We start from the raw sequence: 26441 nt of genomic DNA, 5'->3' as shown, positions 1-26441 counted from the left end.
CATTGACGCGTGCTTTCCTCTCCCACCCAACGCGTTGACCTGACCAAGTTCGCGTGGCTGTCCATCGCGGCCGCCCTGATCACCATCGCGTTGAAGATGGGCGCGTGGTGGGTCACCGGCTCGGTGGGCCTGCTCTCCGACGCGGCCGAATCCCTGGTGAACCTGGTGGCGGCGTTCGTGGCGCTGTACGTGCTGAAGCTCGCGGCCCGGCCCGCGGACAAGAACCACCACTTCGGCCACACGAAGGCGGAGTACTTCTCGTCGGGCGTTGAGGGCGTCCTGGTCTTCATCGCCGCCGCGGCGATCCTGGTGTTCGGTATCCAGAGGCTCATGGACCCGCAGCCCATCGAGGAGGTCGGCCTCGGCCTGGGCATCTCGGTGGTGGCGGCCCTCGTCAACGGCGCCGTCGCGTTCGTCCTGATGCGCGCCGGGAAGGAACACAACTCCATCACCTTGCGCGCCGACGCCAAGCACCTCTACACCGACCTCATCACCACGGCCGGCGTCATCGTCGGCATCCTGCTCGTGGGCCTCACCGGCTGGGACTGGCTCGACCCGGTGATCGCCATCCTCGTGGGCCTCAACATCCTGTGGACCGGTTGGCGGCTGGTGCTGGAGTCGTCCTCCGGGCTCATGGACGAGTCGCTGCCCAAGGAGACCAACACCAGGCTGCGCGCCATCCTGGACGAGCACACCAACGAGCACGTGCAGTTCCACGCCTTCCGCACCCGCGTGTCGGGGGCCCGTGCCTTCATGGAGATGCACATGCTCGTCCCTGGGAGTTGGACGGTGCAGGAGGGCCACGACGCCATGGAGGACCTGGTCGACCTCATCCAGGACGAGTTCCCCGACCTTCGCGTGCTGGGCCACCTGGAACCCATCGAGGACCCGCGCAGCTACCAGGACGAATTCCTCATCTGATCCGAGGGGCGGCCGAGCTGCCGCCGCGAGGTGCCGTCGGCGGTGGATGAAAAAGGCTCCCTCGCGGTGGGTTCCGAGCGTGACGTCACGCACGGAACCCCTCGCGAGGGAGCCCTTTTCTCTTGCCGTCGGTTAGAGGCGACGGGCCGGGCCGCCGGGGCGCGTGACGATCGTCGACGCGGTCTCGGCGACCTCGGGGTACTCGGCCACATAGGCAGCCAGCCACCTGTCGGCGAAGGCCTCAGCCTCATCGGTCTGGACCAGGGCCCAGACGGAGCCGCCGAAGCCGGCGCCGAAGCCCGCCGAGGCGGCCGCGCCCAACTCGCGGGCGAGCCGCTGGAGGCGGTTCGTCTCGGGGATCTGGTTGCCCAACTGCTCGTCGGCGTTGCGCTGCGAGAGGTCGGCGGCGCGGCCGAAGGCCTCCAGGTCGCCGGCCTGCAGGGCCTTCACCGCCTGGGGGATGGCGACCTCGGATTCGGTGACGAAGGCCGTCAGGCGCCTGGTGAGGCCCTCATCCGAGGCCGCGATCGCGCGCAGCCCCTCGAGGGCGTCGTCGTCGGAGGCCAGCGCATCTGCGAGGACGGCGTCCTCGCGGCCCGTGGCGTCGTTCCACGCCTCAGCCAGTTCGCGGGCCGTCAGCGAGGCGTTGTTGTACGACTCCAGCGCCGCGCCGGTCTTCTCGGCCAGCACGCCCGAGACCGCCACGACGAACGACCACTCCGGGGGAAGCGCCACCGAGACGCCCTCCTCAATGGGGCAGAACGTGAACTCGGTCAGGCTGCCTTCGTGGCAGCAGAGCATCGCCGTGTGGTCTTCCGAGCCGCCGAACGTGCCCACGCCGCGCATGCCCGCGAGGGTGCCGAAGGTGAGGCCGTTCTCCATCGTGGCCATGTAGCCGGCCAGGTCGATGTCGGAGTGGATGTTGGCCTTCCACTCCTCGCGCTCACGGATGTCGTTGTGGTCCACCACGGCCAGGGCAACGGCCACCACGAGCGCCGACGACGAGCTCATGCCCGAGGCGAGCGGCAGGTTCGAGTCGATCACGAGGCGGGCGGGCTTCAGGTCGCCGAAGTTGAGGAACAGCCTGTCGAGCGTGGCCTGGACGTAGTTTCCCCAGTGGCCCTTCGGCAGACCCGACGGCGACCCCGGGGTGAGCTTCAGCTCACCGGGCACGGCCGTCGTACAGGCGTAGAAGCCTTCGTCCGCGTCCTCCAGGGTGATGGTGATGCCGCGGTCCACGGCAGCCAGCAGCGACCGGCCGCCGGCGTAGTCGGTGTGCTTACCGAGGACCTCGAGGCGGCCGGGGACGAACCACTTCACAGACGGGCCTCGCGGTCACCCAGAGCTTCGACGACGGAGGCGATGTCGCCGCGGTTGCTCATGTCGAGCACGCCGGCGTCGGCCTTCACGACGGCGTACGGGTCGCCGTCCTCGATGGCGCGGCGCACCGCGTCGGTGATCTCATATTCGCCGCGCGCCGACAGCGGGATGGCCTTCGCTGCGGCGAAGATCGCCGGGGTGCACAGCCAGCAGTTCATCGAGATGACGGCATCGTCGCCGAGGCGCTCGATGGTCTCCGGGTCCGGCTTCTCGACCAGTTCGGCCAGGTTGCCCTCCTCGTCGGCGGTGGCCAGCGCGAAGGCGGCGATGCGCTCTGGGGCGATGTTGGACTTGGTGAGCATCCCGTTGCGGGTGAAGCCCACGAGGGCGGAGCCGGGGACGTCCTTCAGCAGGGTGAGGGCCTCGGCGGGGTAGTAGTTGTCCGAGTTGATCACCAGCACGCGGTCGTCGCCGGCGAACTCCTCCGCGGCGAGCACGGCGTTGGCGGTGCCGAGCGGCTCCTCCTGAACGGCGTAGGAGACGGTGATGCGATCCTTGGCCACGTTGTCGTAGTAGTCGCGGATCATGTCGTGCTCCGGGCCGATCACCAGACAGATGTCGGTGAAGTCGGCGTCGGCCAGCGCGGAGATCACGTGGTCGAGGAACGGACGCCCGATGGAGATCATCGCCTTGACGCCTGCGTCGGCAGCCTTGGACTGCTCTTCGCTGAGGTCGACACCCTCAGCTTCCTTGCGCATGCGTGAACCCAGCCCGCGGGCCAGAATGACTGCCTTGTGAGGTGCCTCGTAGCTCATGGCACCCACCCTATGGCCCGCCCCGGGGGAGACGCGAAGTGGTCAGCCGATGTGGTGAACGGCCGTGCGCAGAATCAGGGCCATGGACACGGCTCCCGGGTCGATGATGCCCACCGACCGGTCTGCGTTCAGAGCGGCCCTGCCCCGGCGGGCCACCATGTCGACGGTGGCGTCGCGCCCGGCCTCGGCGGCCGCCGCCGCCTTCTCGAGGGCGTCGGCGAGATTCTCGCCTTCGGCGGCCGACGCGTCGAGCGACGCGGAGGCGGGGGCCAGCGCGTCGATCATCGTCTTGTCGCCGGGCTCGGCCTTGCCGCGAGCCTGGACGCCGCGGAGCGCCTCGCGCAGCGCGAGGGCCAGGCCGTGCGTGGTGAGCGACGGGTCCCAGTGCGCGCCGGCGCGGAGGAAGAATGTGCCGAACAGCGGTCCGGAGGCGCCGCCCACGTTCTGCACCAGAGCCATGCCCACCTGGCGCAGCGCCTCGGCGGCGTGGTTCTGGGCGCTGAGGTCGAGGTTTTCCGCGGCCGCGAAACCGCGCACCATGTTGGTGCCGTGATCGCCGTCGCCGAGGGCACGGTCGAGTTCGTCCAGCTCATCGATGCGGGCAACGAATTCGCGTGAGCATTCCAGCAGCCACTCGGCCACCACCATCACTCCGGCTCCCACGTGCGTCCTCCTCAGACGAGACAACGGGCGAGATTGTACGCCCCCAAGGTGAACGCGCGATGTCAGCGCAGGCCGCGCAGGAAATCCTCGTCGTCATCGGGGGCCCGATGATCGCGGACCTGCGGGTGGTTCTTCAGCGGCCGGCCCAGGACGAGCCAGGACACGGGCCCCACGATGGGCAGCGCGATGACGGCGAAGGCCCAGAGCCAGCGGGGCATGGCCCGGACCCGGTAACCGCGGGACTGCGCGACCTCGACCACGCAGTAGATGGTGAGCATCACCACCGCGATGATGAGGAGGATCCTGGGCATGGGCCAAGTCTACGCCGTCCAACCCGGGGCCCGGTTTAGGGTGAAGGGATGCACACCATCAGCGCACGGGTCCGCGACCTCCTCGACGGCGGCCCCGGCCTGTGGCTGGCCCCCGGCAGCGGTACCGCGCCCGACGGGTGCGCCGTTGTGGCGACCTCCGGCTCGACGGGTGACGCGAAGCTGGTGGTGCTGCACCGCACCGCGCTGGCGGCGGCGGCGCGGGCCGCCGAGGAGCGCCTGGGATTCACCGCCACCTGGCACCTGACTCTCGCGCCGCACTACGTGGCCGGACTCATGGTGCTCGTGCGTGGCCAGGTCGGCGACGGGGTGCGCACCGCGTCCCCAGACCTCACGGACCTCGATCCTGCGCCCGGACGCAACTGCCTCTCGATCGTGGCCACCCAGCTGTACCGCGCCCTCGAGTCACCCGCGCTGAGCGCGATGCTGGGCCGGTTCGACGCCGTCCTCGTCGGGGGCGCCGCGCTGCGTCCCGAACTGCGGGCCAGGGCCGAGGCGGCCGGCATCCGGGTGATCGAGACCTACGGGATGAGCGAGACCTGCGGCGGAGTGGTGTGGGACGGCGTCCCGCTGCCCGGAGTCAGGATCACCGTGGGGGAACTCGGCCGGATCGAGATCGGCGGGCCCACCGTGTTCGAGGGCTACCTCGGCCACCCCGCAGCCGGGGGGGCGGTGCTGACCAACGACCGCGGCCACTGGGCCGACGGCAGACTCATCATCGACGGCCGCTTCGACGATGTCGTCATCAGCGGCGGCGTCAACGTCGACCTCGCAGAGGTGCGCCGCGCCGTCGCCGCTCTGGACCCGGAGACCGACGTGCTCGCCGTCGACGACCCGGAATGGGGCGCGCGCGTCGTGCTGTTCGCCACCGGGGGCACGCTGGAAACCTGGCGGGACACCCTGCGCGGCTCGCTGCCTGCCCCGGCGCTGCCCCGGCAACTGGTCACCGTCGAGACGCTGCCGCGCACCGGCGGCGGTAAACCGGACCGGCGAAGCCTCCTAGGATTGGTCAAATCATGAACGACTCCCTCTCCGTCTGGGTGGCCGGTGCGCGCCCCCGCACCCTCCCCGCCGCCGTCGCCCCCATCCTGGCGGGATCCGCCTCCGCCGCCGCTCTCGGCAGGTACCACTGGGGCGTCGCGGCCCTCTGCCTCGTGGTGGCCCTGGCGCTGCAGGTGGGCGTCAACTACGCCAACGACTACTCCGACGGCGTGCGTGGCACCGACGACGACCGGGTGGGCCCCACCCGCATCACCGCCTCCGGCCTGGCGGCGCCCGCCGCCGTGAAGCGGGCCGCGTTCCTCTCCTTCGGAGTGGCTGCCCTGGCCGGGTTGGGCGTCGTGGCGTGGAGCGGTCACTGGTGGCTGCTGGTCGTGGGGGCTCTCGCCATCATCGCCGCCTGGTTCTACACCGGCGGCCGGCGGCCCTACGGCTACCTGGGGCTGGGCGAGCTCATGGTGTTCGTGTTCTTCGGCCTGGTGGCCACCGTGGGTACTGCCTACGTGATCTCCGACGCCGCGCCGTGGCACGCGTGGCTGGCAGGCGCAGCGGTGGGCGCGCTCGCCGCCGGCATCCTGGTGGCCAACAACCTGCGCGACATCCCCACGGACCGGATCGCCGGCAAGATGACGCTGCCCGCGCGGCTGGGCGACCGCAAGAGCCGCCTCTTCTACGCCGCCCTCGTCGGGCTCACCGTCGCCGCCGTCATCGGCTTCGCTGCGCTGACCACGTGGTGGGCCCTGGTGGCGCTCCTGGCCGTGGGCCTGCTCGTCGAGCCCCTGCGCCGCATCCTCGGGGGAGCCGACGGCCGGGGACTCATCCCCGTGATCCAGTCCACCGGCTTCGCCGAGATCGGCATCGGCCTGGGGCTGCTCGTCGGGACCTACCTCGCATGAGGCTCTTCGTCTACGACATCCCCCTCACCGTCCGGTTCCGCGGCATCACCCACCGCAGCGGGATCCTGTTCGAGGGCCCGGCGGGGTGGGCCGAGTGGAGCCCCTTCCCGGAGTACGACGACGCGGAGGCCGCCGCCTGGCTCCGCGCCGCCATGGAGATGGCCGAGGAGGGGTACCCGGAGCCGGTGCGTGACACCGTGCCCGTCAACGGCATCGTCCCGGGCCTCCCGCCGGAGCAGGCCGCGGCCCGCGCGGTGGCGTCCGGCTGCAGCACGATCAAGATCAAGGTGGCGGCCTCGGGGGAGCGGATCGATGACGACGTCGCCCGGGTCGCCGCGGTGCACGCCTCCCTGCCGGGGGCCAAGCTCCGCGTGGACGCCAACGGCGGTTGGAGCCTCGACGACGCGGCCGCCGCCCTCAGGGAACTGGAGCCGTTCGGGCTCGAGTACGCGGAACAGCCCTGCGCCACCGTCGAGGAACTCGCCGCGCTGCGGCGGCTCGACCTCGGCACGCCCATCGCCGCCGACGAATCCATCCGCCGCGCCGGCGACCCGCTCAGGGTGAAGCGGGCCGGGGCGGCCGACATCGCCATGCTCAAGGTGCAGCCGCTGGGCGGCGTCCGCGCCTGCCTGCGGCTCGCCGAGGAACTGGCCATGCCCGTGGTGGTGTCCAGCGCCGTGGAGACCTCCGTCGGTCTCCGGGCGGGGCTCGCCCTGGCTGCCGCGCTGCCCGAGCTGCCCCACGCCTGCGGTCTGGAGACCGCCCGCCTCCTCGACGGCGACGTCACGGCGAGCCCGCTCCACCCGGTCGACGGCATGCTCCCGGTGCGGCCGGTGGTCGTGGACCCCGCGTTGCTCGAGCGGTACGCGGCCGGCCCGGAACTCACCCACTTCTGGTTGGATCGGTGGAGGAGGGTCTCATGAGCAGCATCCGGTTGGGCAGCACGATCGTCGACGCCCTCCTCAGCATGGGGGTGCGCGACGTGGTGCTCGCGCCCGGCTCCCGCAGCGCGTCCCTGGCCCTCGCCGTCGAGCGCGCCGACCGCGCCGGGGTGCTCCGGCTGCACGTCCGCATCGACGAGCGGGTGGCCTCGTTCACCGCGTTGGGCCTGGCCAAGGCCGGTCAGCGCCCCGTCGCGGTCATGACCACGTCCGGCACCGCCGTGGCGAACCTGGCCCCGGCGGCCATGGAGGCGCGGGCCGCCGGTATCCCGCTGGTCTTCATCACCGCGGACCGCCCCGCCCATTTCGTGGGCACCGGCGCGAGCCAGACGGCAGACCAGGCGGGGGCGCTGGGGCCGGCTGCGCTGGGCGTCGTCCGGTTGTCGTCTGAATCCGGTGACGAGGCGGCCTGGGCCGCCGGCGTGCACCGCGCCGTCGTACTCGCGGCCGGCTACCGCACCCGCCGGCCAGGGCCCGTGCAACTGAACGTCGAGTTCGCCGCCCCGGTGGTGGGCCCGCTACCGGCCCCCGAGCAGTGGCCGCTGCTGGTGAGCCCGAGCCTGCCCGGACAGGTCTTTCGGGCTGCGGCCGGCCTGCGCACCGTCGTGCTGGCCGGCGACGCCCCGCCCGAGGTCGGCGCCGAGGCCAGGAGGGTCGCCGAGGCCGCGGGGGCGCCGCTCTTCGCCGAACCCAGCTCCAACGCCCGCGGAGGGGGCTGCGCCATCGCCGGCTACCGCGACCTCCTGGGCACGCTGGGCGCCGAGATCGAACGGGTGGTGGTGTTCGGTCACCCCACCCTGTCGCGGCCGGTGGTCGCCCTGATGGCCCGCGCCGACGTGGAGCTCATCGTGGTGACGTCCGCCGCGGACTGGACGGACCCCGGGCATCGCGCGGTCGTCATCGCGGATTCGGTCGAGATCCCGGAGCAGGAGGAGTCCTGGCTGGCCCGCTGGCGCGCGGCCGACGCGGCGGGCGTCGGCGAGGGTTTCACCCAGCGCCACGTCGCCAGGGCCGTGCTCGCGGCGCTCGACGGCGGGCACGACCTCATGCTCGGTTCCAGCTCGATCATCCGCGCCGCAGACATGCTCCCGGTGGGGGACGACGCCCCGCGGGTCTACGCCAACCGCGGCGTGGCCGGCATCGACGGCACCATCGCCACCGCCACCGGCATCGCGCTGGCGGACCACCGCCCCACCACGGTGCTGGTCGGCGACCTCACGGTGCAGCACGACCTGGGGGCACTCGTCCGGCCCTCCCTCGAGCCGTGGCCGGGGTTACGCGTCGTGGTGGCCGATGACGACGGCGGCTCGATCTTCCACACCCTCGAGCAGGGCGCGCCGGACTACGCCGACAGCTTCGAGCGGGTGTTCGGCACGCCCCAGGGCCTGGACCTGGTGGCCGTGGCCACCGCCATGGGGTGGCTGGCGGTGCGCGTGGCCGATCAGCCCTCGCTGGAGGAGGCGCTCGCCTCGGACGCCGAGTTCATCGTGGCAGGGGTCCCGAGGCCCTGACCGCCGTCGTGGGCGGTGAGCCAGTTGCGCACGGCCAGCGTGGCGCGCACGTCGTCCTCGTTGTAGTCCAGCACCCGCCGCCGCGCTGAGCTGCGGGCCTCCGCGGTGCCGGCCTTGACGGCCTGCGCGAACCAGGTCTGCGACGCGAGGCCGCCCGGCTCCTCGTCGCGCCAGCGGAAGCCCACTCCGCGGCTGGCGACGACCTTCAAGCCGAGCCCGTCGACGCCGACGAAGTTGTCGCGGACGAACCCGAACAGGTCTGTGAAGTGGTCCTTGATGAGTCCCACGGCCGCGAGCAGCGCCGGGTTGCCGCTGCGTTCCGCGATCCGCCGCAGGTGCACGGTCTCGTAGTCGCTGTAATGGAACACCCTGAGCCCCGGATGACGCGCCACCATGTCCAGCAGCCACTGGGCGAACTCCACCGCCACGGCCGTCTCCGCGTCCTGGGTGAGTTGCTCGAAGCGGCTGAAGTGCTGGAACCGCGAGCCCTCAGCGTCGGTCACCAGGACACCCCAGAGGTACACGGTGCCGTCGTCGGCGGTCTCGATGTCGAGGTCCACCTCGACGGGGGCGCGCGGCACCCCGATGGCCTCGGTGCTGACGCGCTCCAGCTCCACGCCGTTGGCCAGCATCCGGGCACGGCGGGCCGCCTGGCGCAGGCGGTGTTCGGAACGGTCGCGGTGACCCGTGAGCGGCAGGTACCGGGGGAGGATGGCGTCGATGTCGGCCTCCGCCAGCTCCGCGACGGTCTTGATGCCCAGGCCCAGCAGCGTCTGGAGTTCGCGCACGTCGAGCGGCGCCTTGGAGATGCGCAGCGAGAGGTCGTCGTCGTCGATCAGCGGGCGGCACACCTGCCACCACGCGCACCATTCGCACTCCTTGATGCGGATGGGCCGCACCACCGGCGCGGGGTCGGCCACCCCGGTGCGCTCGCGCGCGTGTTCGGCCACGTAGACGCGGAAGCCGTGCTCGTGGTCGTAGCGTTCCAACGCCGAGCGCAGCTTGTGCCCCGCCGTCTTCGAATAGGTCCGGATGAACTTGGTGGTGAGGTCCACCCAGGTGGCCGACGGCTCCGAACCGGCGGCCCGGTCGTCGCCCACGACGGCGGCCAGGGAGGACGAGGACGCGAAGCCGCAGGATTCGAGCAGCCGCCAGTGGTGTGCCAACTCCAGCAGCACGCCTTCGCGGTGGACGCGGTAGCGCAGGTCAGGGAGGGCCTCCAGGGTGCCGATGGCGCCGAGGGTGGAGACCTGCAGTTGCGTGGCCCCCACCTGCTTCTCGCGCACCCGGTACGGCTTGACCTTCAGCGGCCAGTAGCCGGGCGTGCCGGCCTCGGTGTCCGTGCCGCGCACCAGCGCGTCAGGCCGGCCGCTGCGGTGGCCGTCGAGGTCCATGGGCAGGACCCCGCCGAGGATCAGCGGCGCCCCTGCGCCCATGGCCTCCAACGCGGCCTTGAGCCGCTCCTCCCACGAGGCGCCCTGCGCGTGCAGGTTGCGGAGGTCCACGACGCCCTCGGTGCGGGCGGCCAGCCGGTTGAGCACCCCGTCGCGGAAATCCGAGCCGCCCTGGAACGATTCGCGCAGCGACTCGTCATGCGGCTGTGCCGGCTGGGGGAGCGTGGGGTCGAACGTGTGGAACGTCTTCACCGGGCAACTGCGTGCGGCGTAGGCGTCCAGCACGAAACTGTTCATCAACGCTTCCAGCCCCGGTGCAGCGCGACGATGCCGGCGGCATGGTCCTGCCATTCCACGCCCTGCCAGCCGGCCTCGCGCATGAGGTCTGCCAGCCCCTGCTGATCCGGCCAGGCGAGGATGGACTCCGCCAGGTAGCCGTAGGCCACCGGATTGCTGGACAGCTTGGCGATGCGGGGCAACGCGGCCACGAGGTAGTTGGTGTAGACGTGCCGGAAGGCCCGGTTGGTGGGGGTGGAGAACTCCGCGATGACCACGCGGCCGCCGGGCTTGGTGACCCGGTACATCTCCTTCAGCGCGTCCAGCGTGCGTTCGACGTTGCGCAGCCCGTAGGAGATGGTGACGGCGTCGAACGTGTCGTCCGGGAACGGCAGGGCCACCGCGTCGCCCGCCACGAAGTCGAGGCCGGGCTGCTGCCGCCGCCCCTGGGCCAGCATGCCCAGGGAGATGTCGCTGGGCACCACGTAGGCGCCGTGCGCCGCGAGGACGGCCGACGACGTGCCGGTGCCCGCCGCGAGGTCCAGGATGCGCTGCCCGGGCTGCGGGTCCACCGCCTCCACCGTGGCGCGGCGCCACCTCCTCACCTGACCCATGCTCAACACGTCGTTGAACAGGTCATAGCGTTTGGCGACACCGTCGAACATGGCGGCGACGTCACCGCGCCGCTTGTCAAGGGTTGCTCGGCTGCCGGGCTCACTCTGCATTGGTTCACCTTATCGCTGCCCACCGACGGATGCAGGGGACGCCGGTTCGACCCGCTTGTGGCGATGGTGGACAATGGCGGACGTGGCTAAGAATGACGTCGTGCTCCAGGTGGACAACCTCAAGAAGGGCTACGGCCCGGTAACCATCGTGGAGGGCTTCTCCATGAAGGTGCGGGCCGGTGAAGCCGTCGCGCTCACCGGGCGCAACGGCGCCGGCAAGTCGACGGTGCTCCGCTGCCTCGTCGGCGCGGACAGGCCGGATGAGGGCACCGTCATGGTCAACGGGATCAAGGTGTCGGAGACCAACCCGATCATCCGCCGCGACGTGGCCACCGTCATCGACGACCTCGACTTCTTCCCGGACCTCTCCGTCGTGGAACACCTCGACCTGCTCGCCCGTGCGCACGGGCTCGAGCACCCTGACGACCTCGTCGACGAGGTGCTCGAGGAGGTGCAGCTCGTGCCGCAGGCCGGCCAGCTCCCCTCCACCCTGTCGTCGGGCCAGCGACGTCGCCTGGCGCTGGCCACCGCGTTCGTCCGCCCGCGGCAGCTGCTGGTGCTCGACGAGCCCGAGCAGCGCCTCGACGTGGAAGGTGTCGCCTGGCTGGGCCAGCGGCTGAAGGCCGACATCGCCGGCGGCCTGGCGATCGTGCTGGCGAGCCATGAGCCCTCGCTCCTCGAGGCCATCGGCGCGCGCACCATCCGGCTGGGGGTCTGAGCCTTGAGCACCGCCCACGACCACTTCGACGACCTGGGGGTCGTCGACGAGAAGCAGCTCAAACTGCTGATGAAGGACTGGCGACGCGGCCGCGCCGACCGCAGCCTCTGGCAGGCGCTGTCCGACGGCTACGTCATGGTGTTCTCCATCGTGCTGATCGGCGCCATGGTGATCTCCTCGATCGTTCGCGCCCAGCAGGTGGTGGCGATCTGTGACACCGCCGGCTGTCTCGCCGCCCGCGGCCTGCTGCCCTGGGCCTCGGTCGCCGGCATCCTGGCGTCGACGCTGGTGTTGTCGCGCATGTTCGGCCCCGTCGTCGCCTCCGCCGCTGAAGGTTTCTGGCTCATGGACGGCCCCACGGACCGACGGCGGCTGCTGGCCGGCCGCCTCGTCGCGGCCATCGTCCTGGCGCTCGTCGTCGGCGGGCTGCTGGGTGCGTTGATCGCCGCGCTGACGGGGTCGCCGCTTCCCGAGGTGGGCATCTGGGCGTTGGCCGGGGGCTTCGGCTCCGCGGGTCTGCTCGCCTTCGCCGCCGCGGAACAGGGCCTGGACCGCCGCTGGGTGGTGACCGTGTTCCAGTGGATCATCGGCACGGCCGCCATCGGCACCCTCGTCCTCCTCGTGTTCGGTGCCGCCGGCTGGATCGACCTGGGCGGCGCCCACCTCATCGCCGTCGAACTGGCCTACATCGTGGCCGGCGCCGGCCTCCTGCTGGTCCTCGTGGCCGGTTTCGTGGCCTACCGCAGGCTCCGCGGCGTCCGCCGCAACCGGCTCACCGCCGGCGGGTCGCTGCTGAGCGGCCTCCAGGGTGCGGCGTTCGCGCTGGAGTTCGCCCTGATCCGCGACATCCTCATCGAGGCCAAGGCGCGCGAACGCGGGCACGTGAAGCCCACCCGTGGCGCCGGCTCCGGCATGACCGCCCTGGTCATGCGCGACGTGCAGCGCCTCTGGCGCCAGCCCATGCGGCTGGTCACGTTGGCGGCCACCGTCGTGGTGCCCTACGCCGTGCAGGCGTTGGGCCTGGCCACCCTGAACCCGCCGTTGTCGGCGCTGGTGCTGGTGGCGGCCCTGATCCCGTTCATGAACTCGCTGCGCGTGCTGACCCGCACCAGGGGCCTCCAGCGCTGCTTCCCGTTCGATCCGGGCAAGGTCAAGCAGGCGGCGATGGTCGTCCCGGGAGTGCTGGCCCTGCTGTGGGCCATCGCAGCGCTGCCCGCGTTCATGGGCGTGGGTGGCGGCGTCACCGTTGATCCCATCGACGCGGCCTCGGCCGCCGTGGTCACCGGCATCGCCGGCTTCCTCGGGGCGGTGCGCTGGGTCTCGGCCCGCCCGCCGGACTACTCCGGCCCCATCATGTCCACCGGTTTCGGCGCCATGCCGCCCGGCCTGATGTTCTCGCTGTTGCGCGGCCTCGACATGGTGGCGCTCGTCACGCTGCCCATCGTGCTCGGCTGGCCGGTCTGGATCTCGCTGGTCGTCGGCCTCATCGCCTTCATGATCCTGCGCAGCGGCCTTGACCGCGACCAGCTCATGGAGCAGCAGGAGGAGCAGAAGCGCGAACTCGCTGAGGAGCGCCGTCGCCGCGACGGGACGGCGGCACCCAAGTCGAAGATCAAGGTCCAGCGCAACCGCTGACGGCACCCGGGGGAGTGGGCGCGCCGTGGCCGGGGCCGCGGCGCGCTTCGCCGTTCAGGAGCCGTTGAGGCCGAGGGCCTGCAGCATCGGCACGAACTTGGCGCCGGTCTCGGCGAGTTCGGATTCCGGCGAGGAATCTGCCACGATGCCCGCCCCGGCGAACAACTGGATCTCGTTCGGGGTCTCCGGCCGTACCTGGCCGCCGCGCAACGCGATGGCCCATTCGCCGTCGCCGTGGGTGTCCACCCATCCGACGGGACCGGCGTACCGGCCGCGGTCCAGGGATTCGAGCTCTGAGATGACGTCGAGCGCCAGGTGCGTCGGGGTCCCACAGACGGCGGCACTCGGGTGCAGGGCGGCGGCCAGCGTCATGGCGCTGGCGTTCCCGTCGACCACGCCGGTGATGTCGGTGGCCAGATGCATCACGTTGGGCAGCTTCAGCACCGAGGGGGCCTCGGGTACGTTCATCGCGTTGCAGTAGGGCGCCAGCGCCCCGGCGACGGATTCGACGGCGAACTCATGCTCGGAGATGTCCTTGCTCGACTTCGCGAGGCGGGCGGCGAGCCTGATCGGGTCCGCGTCCTCGTCGTCGCCCCAGACGGTCCCGGCCAGGACGCGCGACGTGACGAGACCGCCCTCGCGGCGGACGAGCAGCTCCGGTGTGGCGCCGATCATGCCGTCCACCAGGTACGCCCAGGTCATGGGGTAGGTGGCCATCAGTTCGCGCAGCACGAAGCGCAGGTCGAGCGGGTTGTCGGCCCGGGCGATCAGGTCGCGGGCGAGCACCACCTTGTGGACCTCGCCCTTGCGGATCAGTGACACCACCTCTGCCACGATGTCGGTCCAGGCGTGGTCACCCATGGAACCGCCCATCGAGACCATGCCTGCCGGCGGCCGGACGGGCTCACCCGGAGAGGGGAGGGTGGCGTTGCCGCGGGCAGGGCCGAGCTTCGTCATCCAGCTGAGCCCGCCGCGCCTGCCGATGATCACCTCGGGGACGGTGAGGACCGAGCGCTCCTCGGACCTGTCGGGGTCGAACGTGAAGGTGCCCACCGCGATGGGTCCGGTGCCGAATTCGCCGAGCACCTCGGAGTCGTGGTCGATCTGGCCGGAGATCTCTTCCCACCAGACGTCTGCGGCGTCCAGGCGGTCGGTCTCGAACCGGGCCACTTCGCCCAGTGCCACAAAGCCGTCGCCACGACGCAGGAATGCAGTCGAGGGCCCGGTCTCCGGGAGGAATCTCTCCAGGGCTCCGGGGTCGTCGATCGCGACTGTGGTCGCACGCATCCGAGCGCTCCCGAAGTCCAGAATCACCCTCGCGAGCATAGCCGCGACGCTCGCCTGAGGCCATTCAGCCCCCGATTATGGGACCGCCGTCCGCAGGCGGGGGAGGGGTATCTGCCCCGCGCGGCCCGCCCCGCAATTTAGCAAGCGCATCGTGACCAAATACCCAAGTCAGCAGGCGGTTCGCAGTGTAGCCCGCAGTGGGAGCCTTGGTTGGCCGAAACGTCCCAGCACCCCTAGACTGACTCGGTAATCACCGTCGTAGTCGACAGGAGTGTGTATGTCGTTCGCCAACTCTGGCACGGCCCGCCCCACCCAGGAATCGGACGTTATCGTCGTCGGAGCCGGACCGGGCGGATCAGCGACAGCCACCTATCTCGCACGGCACGGGCTCTCCGTCACGCTGCTCGAGAAGTCTCATTTCCCCCGGGAGAAGGTGTGTGGCGACGGCCTCACGCCCCGCGCCACCCGCGCGCTCACCCGGCTGGGGATCGACACCTCTGAAGAGGCCGGCTGGATCCACAACAAGGGTCTTCGCGTGCACGGCGGCCACGTCAAGCCGTTCGAGTTGTTGTGGCCTGAACTGACTGACTTCCCTCCCTACGGCGTGCAGCGTCCCCGTTCGGATTTCGACGACCTACTGGCCCGCCATGCGGTGGCCGCCGGCGCCGAACTCGTCGAGGGCGCCAACGTGACCAACGCCGTGCTGGACGACCGCACCGGCCGCATCACCGGCGTCGAGACCAAGGACGGCCGCGTCTTCAAGGCCCCCTACGTCGTCGCGGCTGACGGCAACTCGGCGCGCCTGGCCATCTCGATGGGCATCAACAAGATCGACAGCCGCCCCATGGGTGTGGCCGTGCGTACGTACTACAAGAGCTCGCAGAGCAACGACGAGTTTCTTGAGTCGCACCTGCAGCTCTGGGACGGCGAACCGGGCAAGTCCACGCTGCTGCCCGGCTACGGCTGGATCTTCCCGATGGGTGACGGCACCTGCAACGTCGGCCTCGGCGTGCTCAGCACGTCGAAGGGTTTCGGCCAGACCAACTACCGCGACCTCCTGAAGCGCTGGCTGGCCGGCACCCCGGAGGAGTGGGGCTACCGCGACGAGAACATGGTGGGCAAGGTGAGCAGCGCTGCGCTGCCGATGGCGTTCAACCGCCAGCCGCACTACGGCCGCGGGCTCGTGCTCGTCGGCGACGCCGGCGGCATGGTCAGCCCCTTCAACGGTGAAGGCATCGCCTACGCCATGGAGGCCGGAGAGCTGGCGGCCCAGGCGTTGGCCGAAGCGAAGTCGCGCGGCATCGGCACCGCTTCCGCGGAACGGGCCATGCAGGCCTACCCCGCCGCCCTGAAGGACAGCCTGGGTGGTTACTATCGCCTGGGAATGATCTTCACCAAACTCATCGGCGACCCGCGGATCATGTACATCTGCACCCGATACGGTCTACCCCGGCCCATGCTCATGCGCTTCGTGATGAAGCTCCTGGCCAACCTGACCGACTCCCGTGACGGGGACGCGATGGACCGGATCATCAACACCTTGTGCAAGGTCGCTCCGTCAGCGTGATCGGAAGGAAACAACGATGAACCCCTATATCCCCATCGTCGGCATGGTGCTGCTCGCCACCGTGTTCGTCGTGGTATCCATGGGGCTGAGCCTGGTCGTCGGACCGGCTCGGTACAACCGTGCGAAGTACGACAGCTACGAGTGCGGCATCCAGCCCACCCCGCAGCCGATCGGCGGCGGCCGGTTCCCTGTCAAGTACTACATCACGGCGATGATGTTCATCGTGTTCGACATCGAAGTGGTGTTCCTGCTCCCGTGGGCCGTGGCCTACAACCAGCTCAGCATGTTCGCGATCATCGCCATGATCGTGTTCATCGTGCTGTTCTTCATCCCTTACATCTACGTCCTGCGCCGCAACGGCCTCGACTGGGAATGATCGGAGATAAACATGGGTATCGAAGACAAGATTCCTAGCGGCATCCTGCTGACCACGTTCGAGGGCGTCTTCGGCTGGGTCCGGAAGGCCTCGTTCTGGCCCGCGACGATGGGCCTCGCCTGCTGCGCGATCGAGATGATGGCCTTCGGCACGCCGCGCTACGACTCGGGTCGCTGGGGCCAGGAAGTGTTCCGCGCCTCTCCGCGCCAGGCTGACCTGATGATCGTCTCCGGCCGTGTGTCACAGAAGATGGCCCCGGTCATCCGTCAGGTGTACGACCAGATGCCCAACCCCAAGTGGGTCATCTCCATGGGCGCCTGCGCGTCCTCCGGCGGCATGTTCAACAACTACTCGATCGTCCAGGGCTGTGACCACTTCCTGCCCGTCGACATGTACGTGCCCGGCTGCCCGCCGCGCCCGGACATGCTGATCGAGGCCATGTTCAAGCTGCGCGAGAAGGTGCAGAAGCACCCGATCGGCGCCAACATGGACACCTGGGTCGAGGACACCGAGCAGGCAGCGCTGGCCGCGCCCGCGAAGGTCGAGATGAAGGGGCTCATGCGATGAGCGACGATCAGACTCCTGAGGAGAACCTCCCCGCCACCTCGGGTCTTCCCGCCCAGCAGCCCATCTTCACCAGCAAGGCGGGCATGTGGTCCCGCGGCTCCGGCGACACCTCCGGCTACGGCGGCCTCACCCGCGGCCTCAGCATGCCGGGCCGCACCGAGCCCCCGTTCGACGACCCGTCGGACGCCGTGTACGGCAGGGCCCTGGAACTGCTGCCCGAGGAACTCGGCGGCGCCCGGGTGCTGTTCGACCGCGGTGAGCTCACGATCTACGTGCCGCGCGAGCACCTCGCCGCCGTGGCGCGCACCTTCCGCGACGACGCGTTCCTGCGCTTCGAGGTCTGCGTGTCCGTCTCGGGCGTGCACTACCCGAGCGAGAAGGGCGCGGAACTCCACTCCGTGTACCACCTGCTGAGCTACACCCACAACCGTCGGGTCCGGCTCGAGGTCACGTGCCCGGACGAAGATCCCCACATCCCGTCGGTCGTGGCCACCTACCCCATGGTGGATTACCACGAGCGTGAGACCTGGGACATGTTCGGCATCATCTTCGACGGCCACCCGTCGCTCACCCGCATCCTCATGCCGGACGACTGGAAGGGCCACCCGCAGCGCAAGGATTACCCGCTGGGTGGCGTCGACGTCGAGTACAAGGGCGCCAAGGTGCCCGCTCCCGACAACAGGAGGACCTACTCGTGACCCACACCCACGCAACCACCGAAGACGTCTTCGCCGGCACCAGCGAGGAGAAGGTCGACCGCGTCTACCTGGCACAGGGCGGCGACTGGACCGACATCGCGGCCGAGCAGGCCGAACGTGGCGACGAGACCATCGTCGTCAACATGGGCCCCCAGCACCCGTCGACGCACGGCGTGCTGCGCCTGATCCTCGAGATGGACGGTGAGACCGTCAAGTCCATCCGCCCGGGCATCGGCTTCCTGCACACGGGTATCGAGAAGAACGCGGAGTACAAGACGTGGGTCCAGGGCGTGACCTACGTGACCCGCATGGATTATGTCGCGCCGCTGTTCAACGAGGCCGTCTACTGCCTGGCGGTCGAGAAGCTGCTCGGTATCACCGACGACATCCCGGAGCGCGCCAGCGTCATCCGCGTGCTCATGATGGAGCTCAACCGCATCGCCTCGCACCTGGTCGCCATGGGCACCGGCGGCATGGAGATCGGCGCGCTGACCGTCATGACCATCGCGTTCCGTGAGCGTGAGATGATCCTGGACTTCTTCGAGGCCATTTCGGGCCTGCGCATGAACCACGCGTTCATCCGCCCCGGAGGCGTGGCCAATGACCTCCCCGAGGACGGCATCAGCCAGCTGCGCACCATCGTGGACTGGCTCAAGAAGCACCTGCCGGAGTACGCCGCCTTCTGCAACGAGAACCCCATCTTCATCGGCCGCCAGTCCGGCGTCGGCGTGATGGACCTCACCGCGGCCACGATGATGGGCATGTCCGGTCCTCCGCTGCGCGCCACCGGCTACGCCTGGGACCTGCGCAAGACGCAGCCCTACTGCGGCTACGAGACCTACGACTTCGACGTCGTGACCTGGGATTCGGACGACGCCTACGGCCGTTTCCGGATTCGTCTGCAGGAGTGCTGGGAGTCCCTCAAGATCGTCGAGCAGTGCATCGACCGCCTCGAGCGCACGCACGGCCAGCCGGTCATGGTGGCAGACCCGAAGATCGCCTGGCCCGCTCAGCTGTCGCTGGGCGCCGACGGTCAGGGCAACAGCAACGAGCACATCAAGCACATCATGGGCGAGTCCATGGAAGCGCTCATCCACCACTTCAAGATCGTCACCGAGGGCTTCCGGGTCCCGGTGGGGCAGGTCTACCAGGCCATCGAATCCCCCAAGGGCGAGCTCGCGTGCCACGTCGTCTCCGACGGCGGGACGCGCCCCTACCGGGTGCACTTCCGCGATCCCGGTTTCAACCATCTGCAGTCGATCCCGATGATGTGCGAGGGCGGCATGATGTCCGACGTCGTCGTCTCGCTCGCCAGCCTTGACCCCGTACTTGGAGGTGTGGACCGATGAGCGGCCACTTTGCCAGCCACTTCCCAGATTCCGGTTCGGTGGACTACACCGACCAGTCGTCCCAGATCGACGACGGCACCATCGCCGAACTGCGCGAGCTGGCGGCCCGCTACCCGCAGCCTCGTTCCGCACTCCTGCCGATGCTCCACCTCGTCCAGTCGGTCGACGGCCGGATCAGCCCCCGGGGCATCGAAGCGTGCGCCGACGTGCTGGGCATCAGCACGGCGCAGGTCTCCGGCGTCGCGACGTTCTACACCATGTACAAGCGCCGCCCCGCAGGCAAGCAGCACGTCGGCGTCTGCACCACTGCGCTCTGCGCGGTGATGGGCGGCGACATCCTGCTCGACCGGGCCAAGAAGCGCCTCGGCATCGACGAGGGTGAGACCACCCCGGACGGCCAGATCTCGCTGGAGCGCCTCGAGTGCAACGCGGCGTGCGACTTCGCCCCCGTGATGATGGTCAACTGGGAGTTCTTCGACAACATGACGCCGGAGAAGGCCGACGACCTGCTGGAGAAGCTGCAGAAGGACGAGGAGGTCGTCTCCTCCCGTGGCGCGACCATCACCTCCTGGCGCGAAGCCGAGCGCGTCCTCGCCGGGTTCCCCGACGGCCGGGCCGACGAAGGGCCCTCCGCAGGTCACGCCTCGCTGGCCGGTGTCGACATCGCCCGTGAGAACGACTGGAAGGCCCCGGCCGCTGACGCGAAGCCGGCCGCCGCCGAGCAGGAGGCCGCACAGTGACCGACCTGCTCACCCCCGTCCTCAGCGAACAGTGGGGCGCACCCAACTCCTGGAAGCTCGCCCGCTACGAGGCCACAGGTGGCTACCGCGCGATGCGCAAGGCCCTGGCCATGCAGCCCGCAGACCTCATCTCGCTCGTCAAGGACGCCAACCTCCGCGGCCGCGGTGGCGCAGGCTTCCCGACGGGCATGAAGTGGTCCTTCGTCCCGCAGGACAATCCCAACCCGAAGTACCTCGTGGTCAACGCCGACGAGTCGGAGCCGGGCACCTGCAAGGACATCCCGCTCATGATGGCCACGCCGCACACGCTGGTCGAAGGCGTCATCATCTCGTCGTACGCGATCAACTGCCACACCGCGTTCATCTACTGCCGCGGTGAGGTCCTGCACGTCATCCGCCGCCTTCAGCAGGCCGTCCGTGAGGCCTACGCGGCCGGCTACCTGGGCAAGAACATCATGGGCACCGGCTACGACCTCGACGTGATCGTGCACGCCGGCGCCGGCGCCTACATCTGCGGCGAGGAGACGGCGCTGCTGGACTCCCTCGAGGGTCGACGCGGCCAGCCCCGCCTCCGCCCGCCGTTCCCCGCCGTCGCAGGTCTGTACGCCTCCCCGACGGTGGTCAACAACGTGGAATCCATCGCCTCGGTGCCGGCCATCATCAACAACGGGGCTGACTGGTTCCAGTCGATGGGCACCGAGAAGTCCAAGGGCTTCACGCTGTACTCGCTGTCGGGCCACATCAAGACGCCCGGCCAGTTCGAGGCCCCGATGGGCATCACGCTGCGCGAGCTCATCGAGCTCGGCGGCGGCATGCGCGACGGCCACGAACTGAAGTTCTTCACCCCCGGCGGCTCCTCGACGCCGATCCTGACGCCGGAACACCTCGACCTCCCCATGGACTACGAATCCATGGCGGCGGCCGGTTCGATGCTCGGCACCAAGGCACTGCAGATCTTCGACGACACCACCTCCGTGGTGCGCACGACGCTGCGCTTCGTCGAGTTCTACAAGCATGAGAGCTGCGGCAAGTGCACCCCGTGTCGTGAAGGCACCTGGTGGCTCGTCCAGCTCCTGATGAAGTTCGAAGCCGGCACCGCCCGCGAGGGCGACGTCGACAAGCTCCTCGACATCTGCGACAACATCGGTGGCCGCTCGTTCTGCGCGCTGGCCGACGGTGCGGTGGCAGCGGTGACCAGTGCCGTGCGGCACTTCCGCTCCGAGTTCGAGCAGGGCTACCACACCCCCGCCTGGGAAGTGTTCCCGTATGAGAAGAGCGCACTGTTCGCCGCGGAAGGAGACGTGCGATGACCGTCGACGCCAAGACGACCTCGGGTGAGGTGGCTCCGAAGCCCGACCTGGTCACCCTGACCATCGACGGCACGGAGGTGAGCGTCCCCAAGGGCACGCTGATCATCCGCGCCGCCGAGATGATCGGCACCGCCATCCCGCGCTTCTGCGACCACCCGCTGCTGGACCCGGTGGGCGCCTGCCGCCAGTGCATGGTCGACATCCCCGACGCCGGCAACGGCCGAGGGTTCCCCAAGCCCCAGGCCTCCTGCACCATGCCGGTGGCCGAGGGCATGAAGGTCAACACCCAGCGCACCTCGCCCGTCGCCGAGAAGGCGCAGCGCGGCATGCTGGAGTTCCTGCTGATCAACCATCCGCTCGACTGCCCCGTCTGCGACAAGGGCGGCGAGTGCCCCCTGCAGAACCAGGCACTGGCCAACGGCCCCGGTGAGAGCCGCTTCGAGGGCTTGAAGCGCACCTTCCCCAAGCCCGTGGCCATCTCCGCGCAGATCCTGCTGGACCGCGAACGCTGCGTGCTGTGTGCGCGCTGCACGCGCTTCTCCGAACAGATCTCCGGTGACCCCTTCATCGCCCTGGTGGAGCGCGGTGCGCTGCAGCAGGTCGGCACCTACGAGCAGGACCCGTACGACTCGTACTTCTCCGGCAACGTGGTGCAGATCTGCCCCGTCGGCGCCCTCACCTCCGCCGCCTACCGCTTCCAGGCGCGTCCCTTCGACCTCGTGTCGAAGGTCACCACCTGTGAGCACTGCGCGTCCGGCTGTGAACTGCGCACGGACCAGCGTCACCACCAGGTCAAGCGTCGCCTCGCGGGCGACAAGCCTGAGGTCAACGAGGAGTGGAGCTGCGACAAGGGCCGCTTCGGCTTCATGTACGGCCGCGGCGACGACCGCATCACCCGCCCGCTCGTGCGCCGCGGGGGAGTGCTGGAGCCCGCGTCGTGGCCTGAGGCCATCGACGCCGCGGTCCAGGGTCTCCGCGCCGCCGGCTCCGCCGTCGGTGTCCAGACCGGTGGTCGGCTGAGCGTCGAGGCGTCCTACGCCTACGGCAAGTTCGCCCGTGCTGTGCTGGGCACCAACAACGTGGACTTCCGCTCGCGTCCCGCCTCTGCCGAAGAGGCCGACTTCCTCGCGGCCCGCGTGGCCGGCAGGGGAGTCGACGAGGCCGTCACCTACGCGGATCTGGACGCCGCCAAGCACGTCGTGCTAGTGAGCTTCGAGCCCGAGGACGAGTCGCCCATCGTGTTCCTCCGCCTCCGCAAGGCGGTCCGCAAGGGGCACCTGAAGGTCACCACCCTCGCGCCGTTCGTCTCCCGGGGCTCCGACAAGCTGTCCGCCACCCTCGTGCCCACGGCCCCCGGCCGTGAAGCCGAGGCGCTGGACGCACTGACGGACCTCGACGCAGGCTCGGTCATCCTCGTCGGGGAACGCGCCGCGGTCCTCCCCGGCGTGCTGAGCGCCGCCGCCGCGAAGGCGGACGCCACCGGCGCCCGCCTGGCCTGGATCCCCCGTCGCGCAGGCGACGTCGGAGCCATCGAGGCCGGCTGCCTGCCGGGCCTGCTGCCCGGTGGTCGCCCGGTGGCAGACCCCGCCGCTCGCGTCGATGTCGCCTCCCACTGGGGCGTCGGCTCGCTGCCCGCTGAGGCCGGTCTGTCGGCCGATGAGCAGTTCACCGCGCTGGTCCAGGGCACGCTCAAGGCCCTGGTGGTCGCCGGTGTGGACCCGCACGACCTGGGAGACCCGGCCACCGCGCTGGCCGGTCTCGAGGCCGCGCAGTTCGTGGTCAGCATCGAGCAGCGCGCCAGCGCCGTCACCTCCCGCGCCGACGTGGTCTTCCCGGCCGCCCTCCTCGAGGAGCAGTCGGGCCACTTCCTGAACTGGGAGCACCGCCACGGCCGCGTCAACGTGATCGTCAAGCAGCCGGTGTCGCCGATGACCGACATCCGCATCCTGGCCGCCCTGGCTGATGCCCTCGGCTCGACGCTCGGCTTCCGCGCCCCGAAGCAGGCCTATGCCGACTTCACGGAACTCGGTGCCTGGGACGGCGTCCGCCCGGCGGCCCCCGCCGTCGCGACGGCCCCCGCCCATGCCGGTCCGGTCGTCGCGGGATGGCGCGAGCTGCTCGACGCCTCCCAGGGCAACGACTACGAACTGGCGCTGCGTGCCACCGCACGTCCGCCGGTCGCCCGGGTCTCTGCCGCCACCGCTGAGCGGCTCGGTCTGACCGAGGTCGCCACCGTGGAGGCAGCGGGCAGCAGCCTGGTGCTGCCGGTCGACATCGTCCCCGGCATGGTCGACGACGTCGTCTGGGTGCCCGTCAACCCCGGCCTGGGGGAGCGACTCGTCGCCGCGCCCGGTTCGCCGGTCCGCGTCACGGCCGTCACCGTCGTCGAAGGAGCAACGGCATGAACATCTTCATGAACGATCCCTGGTGGTTGATCCTGATCAAGGTGGTGGCGCTCTTCGTCGTCCTCCTCGTCTGGACGATCTTCAACGTGTGGTACGAGCGTCGCCTCGTCGGCAAGATGCAGCACCGCCTCGGCCCCATCATGAACGGCCCCTTCGGCCTCGGCCAGGCGCTCGCAGACGGTATGAAGGCCCTCATCAAGGAGGACTTCCGCCCGAAGAACGCCGACAAGTGGCTGTTCAACATCGCCCCCGTGCTCACCGCCGTGGCCGCCTTCACCTGCTGGACGGTCATCCCGTTCGGTGGGCAGGTGACGATGTTCGGCGTCGAGACCCGCCTCCAGCTCACGGACCTGCCGGTCGCCGCGGTGTTCATCCTGGCCTCGGCCTCGATCGGCATCTACGGCATCGTGCTGGCGGGCTGGGCCGGCAACTCCACCTACTCCTTCCTCGGCTCCATCCGTTCGACGGCGCAGATGATCTCCTACGAGATCTCGATGGGCCTGTCCATGGTCGCCGTGTTCCTGATGGCCGGCTCCATGTCCACCTCGGAGATCGTCGAATCGCAGCGCCTCCCGCTGCAGCTCGTCGTGCCGTTCACCGACATCGCCCTGCCGCTCGGGCTGCAGACCTGGTACTTCCTGCTGCTGATCCCGTCGTTCATCATCTACGCCATCGCCATGGTGGGCGAGACCAACCGCGCACCGTTCGACCTGCCCGAGTGTGAGTCGGAACTCGTCTCCGGTTACCTCACGGAGTACTCCGGCTTCCGCTACGCGCTGTACTTCCTCGCGGAGTACATCAACATGGCGACCGTCTCTGCGGTCTGCACGACACTGTTCCTCGGCGGCTACCTGCCGATCTGGCCGCTGAACAACATCGAGTTCTTCAACAACCCGTGGTTCGGCCCGATCTTCTTCATGCTGAAGGTGCAGTTCCTGATCTCGGTGTTCGTCTGGCTGCGTGGCACGCTCCCTCGCCTCCGCTACGACCAGTTCATGGGTCTCGGCTGGAAGGTGCTGATCGAGATCTCGCTGATCTGGATCATCGTGGTGGCGCTGGTCGCCAACACCCAGTTCCGCAACGCCACCCTCGGCCTCGGCCTCGCGCTGCTCATCGTCCTGTGGTGGCTGTTCGGGGGCAAGGACCCGGTGGCCGAACTGCCGGAGCAACGCCCGGTCGTCGAAGAGGTCTACGACCCCTTCGCCGGCGGCTACCCAGTACCCCCGATGCCCGGGCAGATGCTGCCCGAGCTCGCAGGCGTCGTGCGCGGACCCGCGCAGGACCAGACCATGGCCGAGGTCACCGCAGAAGGGAAGGAAGCCTGATGGGCATCTTCGATCCGTGGGCCGGCTTCGGCATCACGCTCAACACCATCTTCCGCAAGACGTTCACGCAGTCGTACCCGCACAAGAAGGGCGCGGAGAAGGTCACCATGCCGCGCTTCCACGGCCGACACCAGCTCAACCGCTGGCCGGACGGCCTGGAGAAGTGCGTGGGCTGCGAACTGTGTGCCTGGGCCTGCCCGGCGGACGCCATCTACGTGGAGGGCGCCGACAACACCGACGACGCCCGCTACTCGCCGGGCGAACGGTACGGCCACGTCTACCAGATCAACTACCTGCGCTGTATCTTCTGCGGCCTCTGCATCGAAGCCTGCCCCACCCGGGCGCTGACGATGACCAATGAGTTCAAGATCTCCGACGACACGCGGCTGAGCCTGATCTACGAAAAGGAAGACCTGCTCGCGCCGCTGCTGACCGGCATGGAGCAGCCGCCGCACCCCCGTCGCCTCGGCGCGGACGAGCGCGACTACTTCCTGGGGCTGCCCGCGACGGGCACCCCCGACACCCGCACCGGCTCGACGACCACAGGAGCGGCCAAATGATCCCCATGATCCCGCTGGTGACAGCCGGTGAGGTCGCCTTCTGGGTGTGCGCGCCCATCGCGGTGATCTGCGCCCTGATCTTCCTGCTGTCGCGCAAACCCATCCACTCGGCCATCGCGATGGCCGGCGTGATGGTGGCGATCGCGGTCCTCTACGCGGCCCAGGACGCGCCCTTCCTGTTCGTCATCCAGATCGTCGTCTACACGGGCGCCATCCTGATGATGTTCCTGTTCGTCGTCATGCTGATCGGCGTGGACTCGCTCGACTCGGTCGTCGAGACGCTGAAGGGCCACCGCATCGCCGCCTCGCTGGTGGCGCTGGGCATCGGCATCCTGATGATCTCCGCCGTCGGTCAGTTCACCGTCGGTGGGCAGCCCGCCGGCCTGGCGGCGGCCAACGCCGAGTACGGCGGCAACATCCCGTCGCTGGCCAACAAGCTGTTCGGCGAGTACGTGTTCCTCTTCGAGGCGAGCGCGGCCCTCCTGATCACGGCCGCGGTCGGCGCGATGGTGCTGGCCCACGGCGAGCTCCTCAGCAAGAAGGTCAGCCAGGTGGAGTCCGCTGAACTCCGCAAGCGCGCCTACGCCGAGCTCGGCGAGCACCCCGGCCCGCTGCCCAACTCGGGTGTGTTCGCCCGGCACAACGCCATCTCCATCCCGGCGCTGCTCCCGGACGGGTCCATCGCCGAGAAGTCCGTCTCGCGCACCCTCACCATGCGTGGCGTGGTGGTCGACGTGGACGAACTGCGCGCACCCACCTCCTCCGCCTACCGGGCGCTCGAGGGTCGCACGCTTGAGATCGAAGGAGACGACGAATGAGCCCCGAGGGTTACCTGATCCTCTCGGCGATCCTGTTCGCTATCGGTATCGCAGGGTTCCTGCTGCGCCGCAACGCGATCATCGCCTTTCTGAGCATCGAACTGATGCTCAATGCCACGAACCTCGCATTCGTCGCATTCGCCCGATTCCACGGGAACCTCGACGGACTCGTCGCGGCGTTCTTCGTGATGGTCGTGGCAGCCGCTGAAGTTGTGGTCGGCCTGGCGATCATCGTCGCCGTTTACCGGTCCCGTCGCTCGGCCTCCGTCGACAACGCCAACCTGATGAAGCTGTAA

26 protein-coding genes are annotated in these 26441 nt (G+C 69.5%); 19 read left to right on the top strand and 7 right to left on the bottom strand.

The window, feature by feature from the left end; all coding sequences use genetic code 11:
* The first annotated feature begins 9 nt into the window (after nt 1–9).
* Nucleotides 10–921, top strand: coding sequence for a cation diffusion facilitator family transporter (locus tag C3E87_RS06740; protein WP_076060892.1), 912 nt, complete (start codon nt 10–12; stop codon nt 919–921).
* Nucleotides 922–1053: 132 nt separating this feature from the next.
* Here the strand turns inward: C3E87_RS06740 and C3E87_RS06735 are convergent, their stop codons facing one another.
* The 4 genes from C3E87_RS06735 to C3E87_RS06720 all read right to left on the bottom strand — a co-directional run bounded on the left by C3E87_RS06735 (nt 1054) and on the right by C3E87_RS06720 (nt 4030).
* Nucleotides 1054–2241, bottom strand: a complete 1188-nt coding sequence (locus C3E87_RS06735) for a galactokinase family protein (RefSeq protein WP_076060890.1) — start codon at nt 2239–2241, stop codon at nt 1054–1056.
* On the bottom strand, nt 2238–3056 hold the full coding sequence (locus C3E87_RS06730) for a nucleotidyltransferase family protein (protein WP_076060887.1): 819 nt from the start codon (nt 3054–3056) through the stop codon (nt 2238–2240). The genes C3E87_RS06735 and C3E87_RS06730 overlap by 4 nt, the downstream gene beginning before the upstream one ends.
* A gap of 42 nt (nt 3057–3098) precedes the next feature.
* The gene (dhaL, locus tag C3E87_RS06725; RefSeq protein WP_076060884.1) at nt 3099–3704 is read right to left on the bottom strand and encodes a dihydroxyacetone kinase subunit DhaL; all 606 of its coding nucleotides are present in this window, start codon (nt 3702–3704) and stop codon (nt 3099–3101) included.
* Between the two features lie 77 nt (nt 3705–3781).
* On the bottom strand, nt 3782–4030 hold the full coding sequence (locus C3E87_RS06720; RefSeq protein WP_076060882.1) for a PLD nuclease N-terminal domain-containing protein: 249 nt from the start codon (nt 4028–4030) through the stop codon (nt 3782–3784).
* Between the two features lie 48 nt (nt 4031–4078).
* Here C3E87_RS06720 and C3E87_RS06715 point away from each other — a divergent pair, with 48 nt between their 5' ends.
* From C3E87_RS06715 to menD, 4 genes are read left to right on the top strand one after another with little or no spacing between them, the layout of a single operon-like run.
* Nucleotides 4079–5068, top strand: a complete 990-nt coding sequence (locus C3E87_RS06715; protein WP_076060879.1) for an AMP-binding protein — start codon at nt 4079–4081, stop codon at nt 5066–5068.
* A complete protein-coding gene (locus tag C3E87_RS06710; protein ID WP_076060877.1) occupies nt 5065–5943 on the top strand; it encodes a 1,4-dihydroxy-2-naphthoate polyprenyltransferase in 879 nt (292 codons plus the stop codon). The genes C3E87_RS06715 and C3E87_RS06710 overlap by 4 nt, the downstream gene beginning before the upstream one ends.
* Nucleotides 5940–6866 (top strand): o-succinylbenzoate synthase, encoded by a 927-nt coding sequence (locus tag C3E87_RS06705; RefSeq protein ID WP_076060874.1) that lies wholly within the window; start codon nt 5940–5942, stop codon nt 6864–6866. The genes C3E87_RS06710 and C3E87_RS06705 overlap by 4 nt, the downstream gene beginning before the upstream one ends.
* The gene (menD, locus tag C3E87_RS06700) at nt 6863–8395 is read left to right on the top strand and encodes a 2-succinyl-5-enolpyruvyl-6-hydroxy-3-cyclohexene-1-carboxylic-acid synthase (RefSeq protein ID WP_076060872.1); all 1533 of its coding nucleotides are present in this window, start codon (nt 6863–6865) and stop codon (nt 8393–8395) included. Before C3E87_RS06705 ends, menD begins: the two co-directional genes overlap by 4 nt.
* On the opposite strand, the gene C3E87_RS06695 is transcribed toward menD, so the two are convergent.
* Both C3E87_RS06695 and C3E87_RS06690 read right to left on the bottom strand, forming a co-directional pair.
* Complete coding sequence (locus C3E87_RS06695; RefSeq protein ID WP_076060869.1) at nt 8326–10086, bottom strand: TM0106 family RecB-like putative nuclease; 1761 nt, start codon at nt 10084–10086, stop codon at nt 8326–8328. The genes menD and C3E87_RS06695 overlap by 70 nt on opposite strands.
* The gene (locus C3E87_RS06690) at nt 10086–10790 is read right to left on the bottom strand and encodes a demethylmenaquinone methyltransferase (protein ID WP_076060867.1); all 705 of its coding nucleotides are present in this window, start codon (nt 10788–10790) and stop codon (nt 10086–10088) included. Before C3E87_RS06690 ends, C3E87_RS06695 begins: the two co-directional genes overlap by 1 nt.
* A gap of 73 nt (nt 10791–10863) precedes the next feature.
* Between C3E87_RS06690 and C3E87_RS06685 the strand changes: the two genes are divergently transcribed.
* Both C3E87_RS06685 and C3E87_RS06680 read left to right on the top strand, forming a co-directional pair.
* Nucleotides 10864–11508: an ABC transporter ATP-binding protein gene (locus tag C3E87_RS06685; protein ID WP_076060865.1), complete on the top strand. Its 645-nt coding sequence runs from the start codon at nt 10864–10866 to the stop codon at nt 11506–11508.
* A gap of 3 nt (nt 11509–11511) precedes the next feature.
* Complete coding sequence (locus C3E87_RS06680) at nt 11512–13143, top strand: DUF6297 family protein (protein WP_143570929.1); 1632 nt, start codon at nt 11512–11514, stop codon at nt 13141–13143.
* A gap of 54 nt (nt 13144–13197) precedes the next feature.
* On the opposite strand, the gene C3E87_RS06675 is transcribed toward C3E87_RS06680, so the two are convergent.
* Nucleotides 13198–14430: an isochorismate synthase MenF gene (locus C3E87_RS06675; protein ID WP_233120749.1), complete on the bottom strand. Its 1233-nt coding sequence runs from the start codon at nt 14428–14430 to the stop codon at nt 13198–13200.
* Nucleotides 14431–14707: 277 nt separating this feature from the next.
* Between C3E87_RS06675 and C3E87_RS06670 the strand changes: the two genes are divergently transcribed.
* The 12 genes from C3E87_RS06670 (at nt 14708) to nuoK (ending at nt 26441) form a co-directional block, all read left to right on the top strand.
* Nucleotides 14708–15997 carry a geranylgeranyl reductase family protein gene (locus C3E87_RS06670; RefSeq protein ID WP_076060860.1) on the top strand — a complete coding sequence of 430 codons (1290 nt, stop codon included), beginning with the start codon at nt 14708–14710 and terminating at the stop codon, nt 15995–15997.
* 16 nt (nt 15998–16013) lie between these two features.
* Nucleotides 16014–16373 carry an NADH-quinone oxidoreductase subunit A gene (locus C3E87_RS06665; RefSeq protein ID WP_076060858.1) on the top strand — a complete coding sequence of 120 codons (360 nt, stop codon included), beginning with the start codon at nt 16014–16016 and terminating at the stop codon, nt 16371–16373.
* A 12-nt stretch (nt 16374–16385) separates the two neighbouring features.
* Nucleotides 16386–16940, top strand: a complete 555-nt coding sequence (locus C3E87_RS06660; RefSeq protein ID WP_076060855.1) for an NADH-quinone oxidoreductase subunit B — start codon at nt 16386–16388, stop codon at nt 16938–16940.
* Nucleotides 16937–17638 carry an NADH-quinone oxidoreductase subunit C gene (locus C3E87_RS06655; RefSeq protein ID WP_076060852.1) on the top strand — a complete coding sequence of 234 codons (702 nt, stop codon included), beginning with the start codon at nt 16937–16939 and terminating at the stop codon, nt 17636–17638. The genes C3E87_RS06660 and C3E87_RS06655 overlap by 4 nt, the downstream gene beginning before the upstream one ends.
* A gap of 68 nt (nt 17639–17706) precedes the next feature.
* Complete coding sequence (locus C3E87_RS06650) at nt 17707–18987, top strand: NADH-quinone oxidoreductase subunit D (protein WP_076061023.1); 1281 nt, start codon at nt 17707–17709, stop codon at nt 18985–18987.
* A complete protein-coding gene (gene nuoE / locus C3E87_RS06645) occupies nt 18984–19727 on the top strand; it encodes an NADH-quinone oxidoreductase subunit NuoE (protein WP_076060849.1) in 744 nt (247 codons plus the stop codon). The genes C3E87_RS06650 and nuoE overlap by 4 nt, the downstream gene beginning before the upstream one ends.
* Entirely contained in the window at nt 19724–21037 is a 1314-nt protein-coding gene (nuoF, locus tag C3E87_RS06640; RefSeq protein ID WP_076060846.1) for an NADH-quinone oxidoreductase subunit NuoF, read from the top strand. Before nuoE ends, nuoF begins: the two co-directional genes overlap by 4 nt.
* Complete coding sequence (locus C3E87_RS06635; protein WP_076060844.1) at nt 21034–23442, top strand: NADH-quinone oxidoreductase subunit G; 2409 nt, start codon at nt 21034–21036, stop codon at nt 23440–23442. Before nuoF ends, C3E87_RS06635 begins: the two co-directional genes overlap by 4 nt.
* Entirely contained in the window at nt 23439–24767 is a 1329-nt protein-coding gene (gene nuoH / locus C3E87_RS06630; RefSeq protein WP_076060841.1) for an NADH-quinone oxidoreductase subunit NuoH, read from the top strand. Before C3E87_RS06635 ends, nuoH begins: the two co-directional genes overlap by 4 nt.
* Nucleotides 24767–25327: an NADH-quinone oxidoreductase subunit NuoI gene (nuoI, locus tag C3E87_RS06625; protein ID WP_076060839.1), complete on the top strand. Its 561-nt coding sequence runs from the start codon at nt 24767–24769 to the stop codon at nt 25325–25327. The genes nuoH and nuoI overlap by 1 nt, the downstream gene beginning before the upstream one ends.
* On the top strand, nt 25324–26145 hold the full coding sequence (locus C3E87_RS06620) for an NADH-quinone oxidoreductase subunit J (protein WP_076060837.1): 822 nt from the start codon (nt 25324–25326) through the stop codon (nt 26143–26145). Before nuoI ends, C3E87_RS06620 begins: the two co-directional genes overlap by 4 nt.
* On the top strand, nt 26142–26441 hold the full coding sequence (gene nuoK / locus C3E87_RS06615) for an NADH-quinone oxidoreductase subunit NuoK (protein WP_076060835.1): 300 nt from the start codon (nt 26142–26144) through the stop codon (nt 26439–26441). Before C3E87_RS06620 ends, nuoK begins: the two co-directional genes overlap by 4 nt.

The sequence above is a fragment of the Tessaracoccus sp. ZS01 genome (genome assembly GCF_022342445.1).
GTDB lineage: Bacteria > Actinomycetota > Actinomycetes > Propionibacteriales > Propionibacteriaceae > Arachnia.
Note: the sequence above shows the minus strand (reverse complement) of the source record. Positions and strands in the feature narration are given on the sequence as shown.